The 16,622-nt window shown below is 66.9% G+C and carries 13 protein-coding genes; 11 read left to right on the forward strand and 2 right to left on the reverse strand.

Annotated elements, in window-relative coordinates:
• Positions 1-114: 114 nt before the first annotated feature.
• A complete protein-coding gene (gene olsB / locus N7I30_RS13265) occupies positions 115-1,041 on the forward strand; it encodes a l-ornithine N(alpha)-acyltransferase (protein ID WP_498639429.1) in 927 nt (308 codons plus the stop codon).
• Positions 1,042-1,091: 50 nt separating this feature from the next.
• Here olsB and N7I30_RS13270 read toward each other — a convergent pair whose 3' ends face one another.
• Both N7I30_RS13270 and N7I30_RS13275 read right to left on the reverse strand, forming a co-directional pair.
• Positions 1,092-1,373: a hypothetical protein gene (locus N7I30_RS13270; RefSeq protein ID WP_040325981.1), complete on the reverse strand. Its 282-nt coding sequence runs from the start codon at positions 1,371-1,373 to the stop codon at positions 1,092-1,094.
• Between the two features lie 284 nt (positions 1,374-1,657).
• Positions 1,658-3,937, reverse strand: coding sequence for an NADP-dependent malic enzyme (locus N7I30_RS13275; protein ID WP_024349492.1), 2,280 nt, complete (start codon positions 3,935-3,937; stop codon positions 1,658-1,660).
• A gap of 166 nt (positions 3,938-4,103) precedes the next feature.
• On the opposite strand from N7I30_RS13275, the gene mutS reads away from it, so the two are divergent.
• From mutS to N7I30_RS13325, 10 genes are all read left to right on the forward strand, one after another.
• Positions 4,104-6,803, forward strand: a complete 2,700-nt coding sequence (mutS, locus tag N7I30_RS13280; protein ID WP_498639432.1) for a DNA mismatch repair protein MutS — start codon at positions 4,104-4,106, stop codon at positions 6,801-6,803.
• 291 nt (positions 6,804-7,094) lie between these two features.
• Positions 7,095-7,514: a hypothetical protein gene (locus tag N7I30_RS13285; protein WP_024349494.1), complete on the forward strand. Its 420-nt coding sequence runs from the start codon at positions 7,095-7,097 to the stop codon at positions 7,512-7,514.
• 281 nt (positions 7,515-7,795) lie between these two features.
• Complete coding sequence (locus N7I30_RS13290) at positions 7,796-8,092, forward strand: hypothetical protein (RefSeq protein WP_498639434.1); 297 nt, start codon at positions 7,796-7,798, stop codon at positions 8,090-8,092.
• A 187-nt stretch (positions 8,093-8,279) separates the two neighbouring features.
• Positions 8,280-11,138 carry a [protein-PII] uridylyltransferase gene (locus N7I30_RS13295; protein WP_498639436.1) on the forward strand — a complete coding sequence of 953 codons (2,859 nt, stop codon included), beginning with the start codon at positions 8,280-8,282 and terminating at the stop codon, positions 11,136-11,138.
• A complete protein-coding gene (murJ, locus tag N7I30_RS13300) occupies positions 11,135-12,760 on the forward strand; it encodes a murein biosynthesis integral membrane protein MurJ (protein WP_498639438.1) in 1,626 nt (541 codons plus the stop codon). Before N7I30_RS13295 ends, murJ begins: the two co-directional genes overlap by 4 nt.
• A gap of 89 nt (positions 12,761-12,849) precedes the next feature.
• Positions 12,850-13,917: a tryptophan--tRNA ligase gene (gene trpS / locus N7I30_RS13305; protein ID WP_498639440.1), complete on the forward strand. Its 1,068-nt coding sequence runs from the start codon at positions 12,850-12,852 to the stop codon at positions 13,915-13,917.
• A gap of 84 nt (positions 13,918-14,001) precedes the next feature.
• Positions 14,002-14,493: a universal stress protein gene (locus N7I30_RS13310; protein WP_024349499.1), complete on the forward strand. Its 492-nt coding sequence runs from the start codon at positions 14,002-14,004 to the stop codon at positions 14,491-14,493.
• 138 nt (positions 14,494-14,631) lie between these two features.
• Positions 14,632-15,207, forward strand: coding sequence for a NifU family protein (locus N7I30_RS13315; RefSeq protein WP_024349500.1), 576 nt, complete (start codon positions 14,632-14,634; stop codon positions 15,205-15,207).
• Positions 15,208-15,237: 30 nt separating this feature from the next.
• A complete protein-coding gene (tsaB, locus tag N7I30_RS13320; protein ID WP_498639443.1) occupies positions 15,238-15,948 on the forward strand; it encodes a tRNA (adenosine(37)-N6)-threonylcarbamoyltransferase complex dimerization subunit type 1 TsaB in 711 nt (236 codons plus the stop codon).
• Positions 15,949-16,040: 92 nt separating this feature from the next.
• The gene (locus tag N7I30_RS13325) at positions 16,041-16,565 is read left to right on the forward strand and encodes a GNAT family N-acetyltransferase (RefSeq protein WP_024349502.1); all 525 of its coding nucleotides are present in this window, start codon (positions 16,041-16,043) and stop codon (positions 16,563-16,565) included.
• Positions 16,566-16,622 lie beyond the last annotated feature (57 nt).

Consider the following 16,622-nt stretch of genomic DNA (forward strand, 5'->3'; position numbering starts at 1 on the left):
CCTTCGGGTGTCTTCTCCAGGCGCGAAAGAGGTGACGGGCGAGGGCGCCGGTCATCAAAACGTCGCCGAAGCTTTGTACCGCGTGGATGGCATGGGGATCGAGGGAGAGTTGCGATGACCGTGGACGGGACCCGACATGTATCCGCCGTGACCCCGCGTCCTGCGGCGTTCGATTTCGGCAATGTCGCCCTTCGCTTCGTACCCGCCAAGATGCGCCGGGTGCCGATCAGCTTCGACCCCGCGACCCCGATCCTCGGCCGCATCGGCGAGCTCGAGGTGCGGCTCGCGCGCAGCTCGGCCGAGGTCAAGGCGGCCCAGCAGCTGCGCTATCGCGTTTTCTACGAGGAGATGAGCGCCCAGCCGTCGAAATTCCAGAAGATGACGCGCCGCGACAGCGACGGCTTCGATCGCTATTGCGACCATCTCCTGGTGATCGATCACAAGCGCGGCGGCTCCACGACCAACCGGATCGTCGGCACCTACCGCCTGATGCGGGCGGAGATGGCGGAACTCGCCGGTGGTTTCTACACGGCGCAGGAATTCGACATCGCGCCGATGATCGCCCGCCATTCCGGCAAGCGCTTTCTCGAACTCGGACGCTCCTGCGTCCTCAAGGACTATCGCGGCAAGCGCACGGTCGAACTGCTCTGGCAGGGGATCTGGAGCTATGTCCTCGCCCACGACATCGACGTGTTGTTCGGCTGCGCCTCGCTGGCCGGCACCGACACCGAGGCGCTAGCGCTGCCGCTGGCGTTCCTGAAGCAGAATGCCCCGGCTCCGGCCGAGTGGGCCGTGCGCGCCCATGCCCATCGCGGCACGTTCTTTCCGGATATCGGCGAGATCGCCGACATGCGATCGGCGCTGGCGCAGATGCCGCCGCTCCTGAAGGGCTATCTCCGCCTCGGCGGCTATATCGGGGAAGGGGCGGTGGTCGACCACCAGTTCGGCACCACCGACGTTCTCGTCGTGCTGCCGCGCGAACGGATCAATCCGCGCTATATTGGCCATTACGGCGCCGATGCGGGCCGCTTCGCCGCCTGAACCGCGACCGGGCCCTTGTGTCTCCCCGCCGCGTTTCGGCGGGGGCGCTGCTACTCGCCGATCCGCACGATGCTGCGCGTCTTCAGGTCGACGATGACCGGCTGGCCGGCATAGTAGAAATAGGCAAAGCTCGTATTGCCGTTGGCCTGCTGCAGGTTGACGCTTGCCGGCACCGAATCGCCGAGCGCCGGGGGGCGCTGCATCTGGGCGTTGTCCGACGGATGCGACAGCGCGTATTGCAGCACATTGACCTTTTCGTCGCTGCCCTGCGCGGCGGCGCCCAGCGTCATCGCCAGGAGAGCTGCGACTGCGATCTGCATGGTTTTCGGCATGACTCGACTTCCTCAGGCGATGGCCTGCCGGCTACGATCGGCAGGTGAACGGCATTGTCACGGAGCGGCAGCGCCCGCAGGCGCCGATCCGTTCCCCGTCAGCCGACGGTGACATCTTCGGCCGAGTGGTCTCCGCCTGCAAGATGCCCGAACTAGCATGCCTTCGATGAACGCAGGCTGACAATCCGCAAATGGCCCGAACCGGTCGGCGCTACAACGCGCCAAGCGGTGAACGCATTGGTGCCGGGGGCGCATCCGGTTCGCCCCCCGGCCCGTCGCGGCGATCAGCCGATCGCGTCATAGGCGGCGATGGCCGCCATGTTGACGATGTCGGAATCGCGGGCACCGAGCGAGACGATCTGCACCGGCCGCTCGAGCCCGACCAGCAGCGGTCCGATCACCTTGGAGCCGCCGAGCTCCTGCAGCATCTTCGTGGCGATCGAGGCCGAGTGGAAGGCCGGCATGACCAGGACGTTGGCCGGGCCGGACAGGCGGCAGAACGGGTACTGCTCCATGAGCTCGGCGTTGAGCGCCACGTCGGCGTTCATTTCGCCGTCATACTCGAAATCGACATTGCGGCTGTCGAGGATGCGCACCGCGTCCTGCACCTTCTGCGCCCGGTCTCCCGGCGGATTGCCGAAGGTCGAATAGGCCAGCATCGCCACCCGCGGCTCGTAGCCCATCTTGCGAGCCATGGCCGCGGCCTCCACCGCGATGTCGGCCAGTTCCTCGGCATTCGGCATGTCATGCACCGCCGTGTCGGCGACCAGCACGGTGCGCCCACGGCACAGGGCGATGGAGACGCCGATCATGCAATGGCCCGGCTCGACATCGAGGACGCGGGTCACGTCCGCGAGCACCGTCTGGTAGTTGCGCGTCACGCCCGAGACCATCGCGTCGGCATCGCCGGTGGCGACCATGGCGCTGGCGAAATGGTTGCGGTCGTTGCGCATCATCCGCACGCAGTCGCGATGCAGATAGCCCTTGCGCTGCAGCCGGCTGTAGAGAAGGTCGGTATAGGCTTCCACCCGGTTGGACAGCCGCGCATTGATGATCTCCAGCCCCGGCCGCTCCAGGTCGATGCCGGCCTCGCGGGCGGTCTCGCGCATCTCGGCCTCGCGGCCGAGCAGGATGGCGGTGCCCAGATTCTGGTTCACATAGGCAAGGGCGGCCCGCATCACCTGCGGCTCCTCGCCCTCGGCGAAGACGACGCGCTTGGGGTCCCGGCGCACGCCGTCATAGATGCGCTGCAGGGTCGAGACGATCGGGTCGCGGCGCGAGCGCAGCTCCTTGTCATAGGCCTCGAAATCGCCGATCGCGCGGCGGGCGACGCCGGTGTCCATGGCGGCCTTCGCCACGGCCTGGGGGATCGCCGAGATCAGCCGCGGATCGAACGGCACCGGGATGATGTAGCGCGGCCCGAATTGCGGGCGCTGGCCGCGATAGGCCGCCACCACGTCATCCGGCACGTCCTCGCGGGCGAGCGCCGCGAGCGCTTCGGCCGCCGCGACCTTCATCTCCTCGTTGATGGTGGTGGCCCGCACGTCCAGCGCGCCGCGGAAGATGTAGGGAAAGCCGAGAACGTTGTTGACCTGGTTGGGATAGTCCGACCGGCCCGTCGCCATGATCGCGTCGGAGCGGATCTCGGCGACCTCCTCCGGGGTGATCTCCGGATCGGGATTGGCCATGGCGAAGATCACCGGGTTCTTGGCCATTGAGGCGACCATCGCCGGTGTCAGCGCGCCCTTGGCCGACAGGCCGAAGACCACGTCGGCCCCGTCCATCGCCTCGGCGAGGGTGCGCAGGTCGGTGTCCACGGCGTGTGCCGATTTCCACTGGTTCATGCCGCTCTCGCGGCCGCGATGGATGACGCCCTTGGTGTCGCAGACGATGATGTTGCGGGCGGCAAAGCCCATCGCCTTCAAAAGGTCGACGCAGGCGATCGCCGCCGAGCCGGCGCCGTTGACCACCAGCCGGGTCGAGGTCAGGTCGCGCCCGGTCAGGTGCAGGGCGTTGATCAGGCCGGCGGCGGCGATGATCGCGGTGCCGTGCTGGTCGTCATGGAACACCGGAATGTCCATGAGCTCGCGCAGCCGCTCCTCGATGACGAAGCAGTCGGGCGCCCGGATGTCTTCCAGATTGATCCCGCCGAAGGACGGCCCCAAAAGCCGCACGCAATTGATGAACTCCTCGACATTCTCCGTGTCCACCTCCAAATCGATGGAATCGACGTCGGCGAAGCGCTTGAACAGCACGGCCTTGCCTTCCATCACCGGCTTGGAGGCCAGTGCGCCGAGATTGCCGAGGCCGAGAATCGCCGTGCCGTTGGAGATGACGGCGACCATGTTGCCGCGGGCCGTGTAGTCGAAGGCCGTTTCCGGGTCCTCGGCGATCTTGCGGACCGGAACCGCGACGCCGGGCGAATAGGCCAGCGACAGGTCGCGCTGGGTCGCCATCGGCTTGGTCGGGTTGATCTCGAGCTTGCCGGGACGGCCTTGCGAGTGGAAGTCTAAGGCTTCCTGGTCGGTCACGGATGGCGGACGCTGGCCCGGTTTATCAAGCATGCTGGTGCCCCTCCCTTTGGGATTGTTGGTGTCTCCTCTTCCATCGCGATACCCGCAAAGCTATGCCAAGGGAAGCTTGGCGGCCGGCCCGGGACGTGTTCCCACGCCCCACACGGCCCCTCTGCCACCGACCGGACGACAAGGACGCAAGAGAACGATCGAAGCGATGACAGCGCAAACGGACGCCGCGGCGACCCCGCCTCCGACGCCGATGATGGCGCAGTACATCGAGATCAAGTCGGCCAATCCCGACTGTCTCCTGTTCTACCGGATGGGGGATTTCTACGAGCTGTTCTTCGACGACGCCGTCGAGGCGTCGCGCGCTCTCGGCATCACGCTGACCAAGCGCGGCAAGCATCTGGGCGACGACATTCCGATGGCCGGTGTGCCGGTGGTCTCGGCCGACGACTATCTCCACAAGCTGATCGCCCTCGGCCACCGAGTCGCCGTCTGCGAACAGGTCGAGGACCCGGCCGAGGCCCGCAAGCGCGGCGCCAAGTCCGTCGTCCGGCGCGATGTCGTGCGGCTGGTCACCCCCGGCACCATCACCGAGGAGACCCTGCTGGAGCCCGGTCGGCCCAATTACCTGATGGCACTGGCGCGGCTCGGCGGCTCGGGACCTGGCGCGACCTTCGCCCTGGCCTGGACGGATCTCTCCACCGGCAGTTTTCGCCTGGCCGAGACCGATATGGCGCGGCTGGCGACCGACATTGCCGCGATCGAGCCGAGCGAACTGGTGGTAGCCGATCCGGTGTTCCACGACGAAACCTTGCAGCCGCTGCTGCGCCGCTTCGGCCGCACGGCCCGGCCCGAGCCCCAGGCGCTGTTCGACGGAGCCACCGCCGAGGAGCGGCTGTGCCGCTTCTTCGGCGTGGCGACGCTGGAAGGCTTCGGCGGTTTCTCGCGGGTCGAGCTCGCCGCCGGGGCGGCACTGATCGCCTATCTCGGCAAGACCCAGCTGGCTGCGCGCCCCGCCCTGCAGCGGCCCGAGCGCATCGCGCCCGGCTCGCTCATGCAGATCGATCCGGCGACCCGCGCCTCGCTGGAACTCACCCGCACCATTTCCGGCAAGCGGCAGGGCAGTCTTCTCGCCACCATCGACCGGACGGTGACCGGCGCCGGAGGGCGACTTCTCGCTGGGCGCCTGGCTGGGCCGCTGACCGATCCGGCGGCGATCCGCGAGCGTCAGGCGTCGGTGGCGCATTTCATCGCCGATATGACAGCCCGCCAGCGGCTGCGCGCGACTTTAGGCGGACTGCCGGACACCGAACGGGCGCTGTCGCGGCTGTCGCTGGGTCGCGGCGGTCCCCGCGATCTCGCCGCGATCCGCGACGGACTCGAGGCGGGGCTGGCGATCGCCGCCAGCCTCGACGGCGATCTGCCGGCCGAACTCGCCCGCGCGATCGCTGCGCTTTCGGCCTTGCCGCGCCAGTGCCTGGAACCGCTGGCCGAGACGCTGGCCGACGACATGCCGCTGCTCAAGCGTGACGGTGGCTTCGTGCGCGAGGGCGCCATCGCCGAACTCGACGAGGCCCGCGCCCTGCGCGAGAATTCCCGCCGGGTGATCGCCGAACTGCAGGGGCGCTACGCCGTCGAGACCGGGGTTCGCAATCTGCGGATCAAGCACAACAACGTACTCGGCTATTTCGTCGAGGTCAGCGACGGACAGGCGAAGGCACTCACCGAAGGCGAGGGCGTCGCCCGCTTCATCCACCGCCAGACCATGGCCTCCGCCATGCGCTTCACGACGACCGAGCTGTCGGAGCTCGAAAGCCGGATCGCGGGCGCGGCCTCCGAGGCGCTGCGCATCGAACTGGCGACCTTCGACCGCCTCGCCGACACCGTCGTCGGCTGCGCCGAGGCGATCCAGCGCGGCGCCGAGGCGCTGGCGGTGCTCGACGTCTCCGCGGCTCTCGCGGAGCTTGCGGTGGCCGAAGACTGGACCGCGCCGCTCGTCGACGACAGCCTGGCGTTTCACGTCGAATGCGGCCGGCATCCGGTGGTCGAGGCTGCGCTGAAGGCGGGAAGCGGCGACCCGTTCGTCGCCAATGACTGCGATCTGTCGCCGCCCGACGATGCCGACGCCGGCGCGATCTGGCTGCTGACCGGGCCGAACATGGGCGGCAAGTCGACCTTCCTGCGCCAGAACGCCCTCGTGGCCGTTCTTGCCCAGATCGGTTCCTACGTGCCGGCGACCCGGGCCCATATCGGGATCGTCGACCGGCTGTTCAGCCGGGTGGGGGCTTCCGACGATCTCGCCGAAGGACGCTCGACCTTCATGGTCGAGATGGTCGAGACGGCGGCGATCCTCAACCAGTCCGGCGAGCGGGCGCTGGTCATCCTCGACGAGATCGGCCGTGGCACGGCCACCTATGACGGCCTGTCCATCGCATTTGCCGCCGTCGAGCACCTGCACGAGGTCAATCGCTGCCGGGCGCTCTTCGCCACCCATTTCCACGAGATGACGGCTCTCGCGGCCCGGCTTGGCCGGATGAAGAATGCCACCATGCGGGTGAAGGAGTGGGAAGGGGAGGTCATCTTCCTGCACGAGGTGAAGCCCGGCGTTGCCGACCGCTCCTACGGCATCCAGGTGGCCAAGCTCGCCGGGCTGCCGACGCAGGCGGTGGAGCGGGCACGGCAGGTGCTGATCCAGCTCGAGCGCGGCGAGCAGGGCGAGAAGCGCAGTGCCTTCGTCGACGACCTGCCGCTGTTCTCGGCGGTCGTGCGCCGGAGCGAGCCGCCGGAGCGGCCGGCCGATACGGCCCTGCGTGACGCCCTGGCCGAAGTCGACCCGGACAGCCTGTCGCCCCGCGAGGCGTTGGAAGAGCTCTACCGGCTGAAGGGATTGGCGAAGCCGCAAGGCTGAATTCGCCGTTGCATGACAGATTGACGCATGGGGCGGGGCTCAGGCAGCCCCCGTGCCTCCGGGTGCAGAGCTGCGGGAGACCCCGTGCGCCCCGACCCAGCGGGCGTTCGGCCCGCTGCATCCACCCGTCGCTCATGACAGCTTCATCTCATCTTCGTGATCCGGGCCCGGGCGGGTCTGTCGATTTATGTGGAACCGGCAGGGATGGGCGCCGTTGTTGTGCCGATCGTGAATTTACCGACGCCATCGTCGGATGTGTTCACACTGATACTCATACGAAAGGCATTTCTTATGAAGACGACTGCTATCTTTACCGCCGCCCTTCTTGGTACCTCGGTGTTCAGCTTTGGTGCACTGGCGCAGGACGCCACGCCGAAGATCCCCGGTTCGGAAACCGTGATCGAGCAGAACAACGCCGCCGAGCGCAACGACGTGGCCGAGAGCGACGGCATGACCGGCATGGCGCCGGAAGCCAACGACACCCAGGCCACCATCGTGCCGGGTAGCGAGACGCAGTCCGAGACGGCCGAAGCGCAGGAGCGCAACGATGTCGCCGAGGACAACGGCATGACCACGTCGTCCACCACGCCGGAGAACGGCGATGACGTGCTGATCCCGGGTTCGGGCGCGACCTTCTCGCCCGAGGAAGGTGCCAAGACCCAGAAGGGTGAGGCGCTGCAGGACGGCTCGAACACCAACGTCATCAAGTAATCTGCTTCGTCCGCACTCTGGCGGGCAGCACATTGAAAGGGTCGTCCCGAGAAGGGCGGCCCTTTTCTGCGTTCTGCAGGCTCGTCAGGCCATTCGTTCACACCGGCGTGACAAAAATCGGGTTCCATTTCATTGGGCATGATTTTTAGCCACGGACTGTTCACAATCCGGCACTTTTGTCGAGCGATACAGTGCTTACATCGGGATCAATCGGCGCCACGGGATATTTCATTTATCCGGCGACGCAGAGAATTGAAATCATCTAAGTGAACGGTAATACAATGAAGAATGTAATCGCTATTTCGGCAGCAGTCATCGGTCTTTCGATCGCCGCTCCGGCTGCCGCACAGTCGATCATCCCGGGTTCGGAATTTTACGAGACCCGCAACGAGGAAGCCCAGCGCCAGGTCACCGCTGACGGCGGCGTCGCCGCTGCCACCACGCAGACCGACGCGCGTGCCTATGGCTATGCCCAGGGCAACACGACCGCGGCGACCAACGAGACCTCGGTTGTTCCGGGCAGCGACTTCTATCGCACCGAGGCAAACGAAGCCGAGCGTGGCGCCACCCAGCGCTAATCCGGTATTGCACGGGGCGGAATTCACCTTCCGCCGATCAAGGGTCGTCCCGCGGGGCGGCCCTTTTTTGTGCGTCTGGCCCGGCGGACACTTCCTGGACGTGATGATCTGCCGGCTTTCTCGCTTCGCGCTGGCGAATGGGATATAGCCTGCCGCCGAACGCGAATTCGATCGATCAGGATTGCCGATGACGATGCTGGAGGCCTCCGCCGCCTTGTCGAGCCCCGCTTCCCTGCCCAAGGGGGAAAGCCTTGTCGGTATCCTCGACGTGGATGGCTTGCGTGGCAGGCTGGCCGCGATCGCCGAGAAAGACAGCGCAGGCGGGGCCTCGAACACGGCGCGCAGCGAGGTCCTTGCGCTGGTGCGGGACGTGATCCGCGACGGCCGCGCCACCATCGAGGAAATGCTGTTCGAGGATGGCAGCGGCAGCCTGTGCGCGCGCCGTCTCGCCCGGCTGCAGGACGCGGTGATCCACGCGATCCACGATTACGCCCTGCGCTTCGTCTTCAATGCCTCCAACCTGTCGGCCGGCGAGCGCATGACGGTCCTGGCGGTCGGCGGCTATGGCCGCGGCACGCTGGCGCCCGGCTCCGACATCGATCTCCTGTTTCTCCTCCCCTACAAGCAGTCGGCACTCGGCGAGCAGGTGGTGGAATATCTCCTGTATCTCCTGTGGGATCTGGGCTTCAAGGTCGGTCACGCGTCCCGTACCGTCGACGAATGCATCAAGCTGGCGCGCGCCGACTTCACCATCCGCACCGCGATTCTCGAACGCTGGCTCATTGCCGGTGACGAAGAGCTTCTGGCCGAACTGGACACGCGCTTCGAGGCCGAAGTTGTGGCAGGGACGAGCGAGGCCTTCATCGCCGCCAAGCTCGAGGAGCGGTCCGCGCGCCACGCCAAGACCGGCAACACGCGCTATCTCGTCGAACCCAACATCAAGGAGGGCAAGGGCGGTCTGCGCGACCTCAACACCCTGTTCTGGATCGCCAAGTACCATTACCGGGTGAACACGACCGAGGCGCTGGTCGAGGCCGGCGTCTTCTCCAGGCGTGAGGCCAAGCTCTTCGCCAAGGCCGAGGATTTCCTCTGGGCCGTGCGCTGCCACATGCATTTCGCGACCGGCAAGGCCGAGGAGCGGCTGTCCTTCGACCTGCAGCCGGAGATCGCCAAGCGGCTCGGCTACAATGCCCATCCGGGCCTGAAGGACGTCGAGCGCTTCATGAAGCACTACTTCCTGATCGCCAAGGATGTCGGCGATCTGACGCGCATCTTCTGCGCGGCGCTGGAAGAGCAGCACGCCAAGGACGCCCCCGGCATCCGCGGCTTCGTGCGTACCCTGCGCGCCCGGGCCAAGAAGATCCCCGGCACCCTCGATTTCCACATCGACAACAACCGCATCAATATCAGCCGTGCCACCGTCTTCCGCGACGATCCGGTCAATCTGATCCGCATCTTCCGCCTCGCCGCGCTGCACGAGCTGGAATACCACCCCGATGCGCTGAAGCTGATCCGCCGGTCCCTGCGCCTGGTCGATGCCGAATTGCGGGACAACCCGGAGGCCAACAGCCTCTTCATCGACGTTCTGACCGATCGCAAGGACCCCGAGCTGCATCTGCGGCGGATGAACGAGGCCGGCGTCCTCGGTCGCTTCATCCCCGATTTCGGTCGGATCGTCGCGATGATGCAGTTCAACATGTACCACCACTACACAGTGGACGAGCACCTGCTGCGGTCGATCTCGACCCTGTCGCGCATCGAGCACGGCGACCTGGTCGAAGAGGTGCCGCTGTCGAGCGGCTTCATGCCGCTCCAGAAGGACCGGGTGCCGCTCTACCTGGCGCTGCTCCTGCACGACATCGCCAAGGGCCGACCGGTGGACCATTCCATCGCCGGGGCCGAGATCGCCCGCGAACTGTGCCCGCGCTTCGGCCTCGACGAGCGCGAGACCGATCTCGTCGCCTGGCTGGTCGAGGACCATCTCGTCATGTCGATGACGGCGCAGCAGCGTGACCTCACCGACCGCAAGACCATTCTCGACTTCGCCGAACGCGTGCGCACGCTCGATCGCCTGAAGCTCCTGACGATCCTGACCGTCTGCGACATCCGCGCGGTCGGCCCCGGCGTCTGGAACGGCTGGAAGGGCCAGCTCATCCGGACCCTCTACATGGAGACCGAGCCGACCCTGACCGGCGGCTTCACCCAGACCTCGCGCAGCGAGCGGATCGGGCAGGCGCGCGAGCGTCTGGCCGAGCGGCTGGGCGCTTGGCCGGAAGCCGAGCGCACCGGCTATCTCGACCTGCATTATCCGAACTATTTCCTCACCGCGCCGCTGGACGACCAGCTTCGCCATGCCGAGTTCATCCGCGAGTCGCGCGATGCCGGCGCCCTGGCGACGCAGACGCGCACCGACCGCTTCCGCGAAGTGACGGAGATCATGGTGCTGGCGCCCGACCATCCGCGGCTTCTGTCGCTGATCGCCGGGGCCTGCGCCGGCACCGGCGCCAACATCGCCGACGCGCAGATCTTCACCATGTCGGACGGCCGGGCGCTGGACGTGATGCTGCTCAACCGCGAGTTCGAATCCGACGAGGACGAGCTCCGCCGCGCCGAGCGCATCTGTGCCAATATCGGCAAGCTGCTGCAGGGCCGCGAGATGCCGGCCAGCCTTCTGGCCAATCGCCGGCCGCCGCGCAGTACCGAGCTCTTTGCCGTCAAGCCGCGGGTCAGCGTCGACAACACCCTGTCGAACCAGCTGACCGTCATCGAGGTCGAGGGGCTCGACCGGCCCGGCCTCTTGTCGGACGTCACCGGTGCGATCTCGGACCTCAATCTCGACATCCGCTCGGCCCACATCTCGACCTATGGCGAGAAGGTCGTCGACGTCTTCTACGTGACCGACCTGATCGGCACGAAGATCACCAGCGAGACCCGCATCGAGCGGATCGAGGTCCGGCTGAAACGCGTCTTCGAAAGCCCGGAGGGCGAGATGTCCTCACCTGTCGTCATGTCCTCGCAGCGCGCATTCGGCATTCCCCATCGATGAGCCTTCTGTCCAAGTTCGCCACGGTCGGCGGGGCGACGCTGGTCTCCCGCATCTTCGGCTTCGGCCGCGAAATGATGATGGCCTCGGCGCTGGGCGTCGGACCGGTGGCCGATGCCTTCAACCTGGCGTTCCGCTTTCCGAACCTGTTCCGGCGGCTCTTCGCCGAAGGCGCGTTCAACGCCGCCTTCATTCCGCTGTTCTCCCGCTCGCTGGAAGAGGAGGGTGAGGAGGGCGCGCGGCGTTTCGCCAACGAGATCTTCTCGACGCTGTTCACCGCGCTCGTCGTCCTGACGGTGCTGGCGCTGGTGTTCATGCCGGTGCTGGTCAAGACGATCATCGCGCCCGGCCTTGCCGTATGCGTCGACGATCCGTCGGCGGGCGGTGACGTGATCTCCTGTGCGGCGCGCTACGACATCACCGTCACCTTCTCGCGCATCATGTTCCCCTATCTCGCCTGCATGTCGCTGATGGCGATGGTCTGCGGCATCCTCAACGCCTTCCGCCGCTTCTTTGTGGCGGCCGCGGCGCCGACGCTGCTGAACTTCATCCTGATCGGCGTCCTGTCCTGGTGCCTGTGGACCGAGGCCGACAAGCCGACCATCGGCTTCCTGATGAGTTGGGGCGTGATGATTGCCGGGCTGGCGCAGCTCGCCATGGTGGTCGTCGCCATGCGCATGGCCGGCTTCGGCGTCGCGCTCAGGCGTCCGCGCTGGACCAAGGGCCTGAAGCGGCTCCTGGTGCTGGCCGGGCCGGCCGCCCTGATCGGCGGCATCACCCAGATCAACCTCTTCGTCGGCCAGGCCATCGCCTCCTTCAAGCCGGGGGCGGTGTCGATCCTGCAATATGCCGACCGGCCCTATCAGCTGCCGCTCGGCATGATCGGCGTGGCGATCGGCGTCGTGCTCCTGCCCGAACTCGCCCGCGCCCTGAAGGCGGGCCATCTGCGCGAGGCCCAGCACACCCAGAACCGCAGCCTGGAATTCGCCCTGTTCCTGACGCTGCCCGCCGCGGTCGCCCTGTTCATCATCCCCGAGCCGATCATCCGGGTGATCTACGAGCGCGGCGCCTTCGATCCGTCGGTGACGCCTGTCGTCGCCTCGGTCCTCGGCCTCTACGCCCTGGGGCTGCCGGCCTTTGTGATGATCAAGGTGTTTTCGCCCGGCTATTTCGCCCGCGAGGACACCAAGACGCCGATGAAGGCGACGCTTGCCTCCGCGGGAGCGAACATCGTCCTGTCGCTGATCCTGTTCTGGCTGATCGCCGAGCGGGGCATCGCGCTGGCCACGACGCTGGCTGGCTGGCTGAATGCCGGTCTGCTGTTTGCGGGCCTCTACCGCAAGGGCCAGTGGCAGATCGACCGGGAGCTGTTGAAGCGGACCGCGCTGGTGCTCGTCTGCGCGCTCCTGATGGGCGGTGTGCTGATCGTCGAGATGATCGAGCTCGGCGACTGGCTGCAGCCGTCGAGCGCGCTGACGACGCAGATCCTGGCGATCGGCATTCTCATCGCCTCCGCCATGGCGATCTATTTCGCCTTGGCGCTGGCCACAGGGGCCGCTGACCGCCGGCTGTTTCTCGCCGTCCTGAAGCGCAAGCGACCGCCTCCGCCACCCGCTGCATCCTGAGCCGGGGCAGGGCGCTTGATCGTGCCCGTGCCCTCGGCCATAACGCGCGGCAATTCCCGCCCGCGCTGCCAATTCCGGAGCCGCCGACCATGAGCGACATCACCCCCCGCGTCTTTTCCGGCGTGCAGCCCACGGGCAATCTGCATCTGGGCAATTATCTCGGCGCGATCCGCAAGTTCGTCGCGCTGCAGGAGAGCCACGACTGCATCTACTGCGTCGTCGACCTGCACTCGATCACGGCCCAGCTCGTCCATGACGACCTTCGCGGTCAGACCCGATCGATCACCGCCGCGTTCCTGGCTGCCGGCATCGACCCGAAGCAGCACATCGTCTTCAACCAGAGCCGCGTTCCGGGCCACGCCGAGCTCGCCTGGGTGTTCAACTGCGTCGCGCGCATCGGCTGGATGAACCGCATGACGCAGTTCAAGGAAAAGGCCGGCAAGGACCGCGAGAACGCCTCGCTGGGCCTGCTCGCCTATCCGAGCCTCATGGCGGCCGACATCCTGCTCTACCGGGCAACCCACGTCCCCGTCGGCGACGACCAGAAGCAGCATCTGGAGCTGACCCGCGACATCGCCGCCAAGTTCAATAACGACTTCTCCGACAAGATCGCCGCCGCCGGGCTGGGGCAGCCGATCCAGATGGGCGACGAGACGGTGAACGGCTATTTCCCGATCACCGAACCGCTGATCGAGGGGCCGGCGACACGGGTGATGAGCCTCAAGGACGGCTCGAAGAAGATGTCGAAATCCGATCCCTCGGACCTGTCGCGCATCAATCTGACCGACGACGCCGACGCGATCTCGCGCAAGATCCGCAAGGCGCGCACCGACCCGGACGCCCTGCCGTCCGAGGTCGACGGGCTGACGGGCCGGCCGGAGGCCGACAATCTGATCGGTATCTATGCCGCGCTCGCCGAGCGGTCCAAGGCCGAGATCCTCGCCGAGTTCGGTGGCCGGCAGTTCTCCGAGTTCAAGCCGGCCATGGCCGAGCTGGCCGTGGAGAAGCTGGCCCCGGTCAGCGGCGAGATGCGCCGCCTGCTGGCGGCACCCGATCATATCGACGCGGTTCTGAAGGATGGCGGCGAGCGCGCCGGCGCCATTGCCGCGACGACGATGAACGACGTCAAGGACATCATCGGCCTGCTGCGGGACTGATTCTGCAACGGTTTATGGCGAAGCGGCGGTGACAGTGCGTCCCGTCACCTTGTCGCGGGGCACCGCCGCTGCCATCTTGCCGCCATGGTATCGAAACGCATCGGTCGGGACGCCGGCGGCAAACGCAAGTTCCTCGCGATTATCGACGACACGCCGGAGTGCATGCGCGCCGCGGCCTATGCGGCGCAGCGCGCCAAGGCAAGCGGCGGCGGCGCTGTGCTTTTGTATGTCATCGAGCCCGGCGACTTCCAGCACTGGCTCGGCGTCGAGAAGATCATGCGCGCCGAGGCCAATGAGGAAGCCGAGGCGCGGCTCGGCAAGGTCGCCGACGAATTGCGCGAGGCTGTGGGCATCGAGCCCGAGGGTGTCGTCCGCGAGGGCACCGTCATCGAGCAGATCCACGCCCTGATCGAGGCGGACCGCGAGATCGCGATCCTGGTGCTGGCGGCGGGCGAGGCCAACGAAGGTCCGGGCCCGCTGGTTTCCGCGGTGGCGGGCAAGGGCGCGGCCTTTCCAATCCCGGTCACCATCGTCCCGGCAACCCTCACCGACGAGGATATCCAGAGCCTCTGCTGACGCGCGGCGACCGACCGTCACGGCAGGCCCTGTCGCCCCGGCGGCAGACCCCTTATGTTGCCCCGATCGTCGTTCTGAGATAAGTTTAGAACGATTCCAGATTATGCGCGACCTCGAGGTCGCAAGAGAGGATGCGAGATGTTCATCCAGACCGAAGTCACCCCGAACCCCGCCACGCTGAAGTTTCTGCCCGGCCGGGTCGTGCTGGAGAGTGGCACCGAAGAGTTCCTGTCCAAGGAAGACGCCGCCAACCGTTCGCCGCTGGCGGCACGGCTGATGGACGTGCCGGGCGTGACCGGCGTCTTCTTCGGCTATGATTTCGTCACCGTCAGCAAGGACGGCCCGGACTGGCAGCACCTCAAGCCGGCAATTCTTGCCGGCCTGATGGAGCACTTCATGGGCAACGAGCCTGTGATGACGGCGCAGGGCTCCAACGCCGCGATGCCCGACGGCGAAGAGTTCTTCGAGGCTGGCGACGAGGGTACGGTCGCCACCATCAAGGAACTGCTCGAGACCCGCGTCCGCCCGGCGGTGGCCCAGGACGGTGGCGACATCACCTTCCGCGGCTATCGCGACGGCACCGTCTATCTGAACATGCGCGGCGCCTGCGCCGGTTGCCCGTCGTCCACGGCGACCCTGAAGCACGGCATCCAGAACCTGCTGCGCCATTTCGTGCCCGAGGTCGAGGCGGTGGAAGCGGTCGAGGCCGCCTGATGCCGCTTAGCGCCGGGCCTGTCTGAGCCGATGGCTGCACTGCTTCTGGCCGTCGACACCGCTTTTGCGCGCTGCTCGGTGGGGCTCTTCGACATGGATGCCGGCGTCATGCTGGCACGGGACGAGCCGGAGATCGGCAAGGGCCATGCCGAGCAGCTGTTCGGCATCATCGACGACGTCCTGAACGCAGCCGGTGCCGATTACGGGTCGCTGCGCAGGATGGCCGTCACGGTCGGGCCGGGCTCGTTCACCGGTCTTCGGGTCGGTGTGTCGGCAGTGCGTGGTCTGGCGCTGACGCTCGGGGTGCCGGCCATCGGCGTCACGACGCTGGAGGTGCTCGCAGCCCCGCATCTTGCCGCCGACATGGCCGTTCTCAGCGTTCTCGACGCCAAGCGTGGCGAGGTCTATGCGGCCCTCTACGATGCCGACGGCGCCGCGCTGAAGGAGCCAGCGGCACTGGCGCCCGAAGACCTCGTCGGCGTCGTGGCGCACGCGCCGGAAGGGGTGTCACTCGCAATCGTGGGAACCGGTGCCCGGATCGCCCGTCAGGCGCTGGCCGGGCGCGATGTCGCCATCCTGTCCGAGACGGCCGCACTCGACATTGCGACGCTGTGTCGTCTGGCCGCCGGCCGCGCGACCGGCGAGGCTCCGCGCCCGCTCTATCTACGGGGCGCCGACGCCAAACCGGCAGCCGCGACCGGACTATTTGCCATTCCCGGCGAAAGCGCTCCGCAAGCCTAGCGGATTAGGGTTAGGATCGAGGGTGGTCGGCTCTGGTCTTCCCGCAGGGCCGAATACACCGATCGTCGGCACGCTGGAGCGAGTGAGGGCTCATGTACTGGTTTCTGCCCTGGGTCTGGACCGTCTCATTTCTCGAAGGCCTCTTCGGCGGCCAGGAAGTGGTCGCTGCGCCGCTGTCCGAGGGGGACATCGACGCCGCGGCCGAGATTCACAGCCAGGCCTTCGATCAGGCATGGACGGGGGATGAACTAGCCGCGATCCTCGCGCAGGATGGTACCTTCGGCGTGGTCGCACGCCGGATCGGCCTGCCCGATGATCCGCCGTTGGGCTTCGTGCTGGCGCGCAACACCGAAGGCGAGGCGGAGATCCTCACCATTGCGGTCGCCAAGCGCGCCCGCGGCGCCGGCGTCGGCCGTCTTCTGATGGACGAGATCCTGCAACTCCTTCACGCAGCCCGGGCCGAATCCCTCTTCCTCGAAGTCGACGAGGAGAACACGGCGGCGCGCAAGCTCTACGGGCGCCTGCGGTTCGAGGAGGTCGGCCGACGGCCGGCCTATTACCGCCATCCCGAAGGCCACCGGACGAGCGCATTGACGCTGAAGCGGGCGCTCCGCTAGGCGCATGAACATGCAGAGCAAGCAGACGCAGGCGTGCCCGGCGCACGTGGCGCGGCC

Origin of the sequence: Aurantimonas litoralis (assembly GCF_026153195.1) — a bacterium.
In the GTDB taxonomy this organism is placed as follows: Bacteria; Pseudomonadota; Alphaproteobacteria; order Rhizobiales; family Rhizobiaceae; genus Aurantimonas; species Aurantimonas coralicida.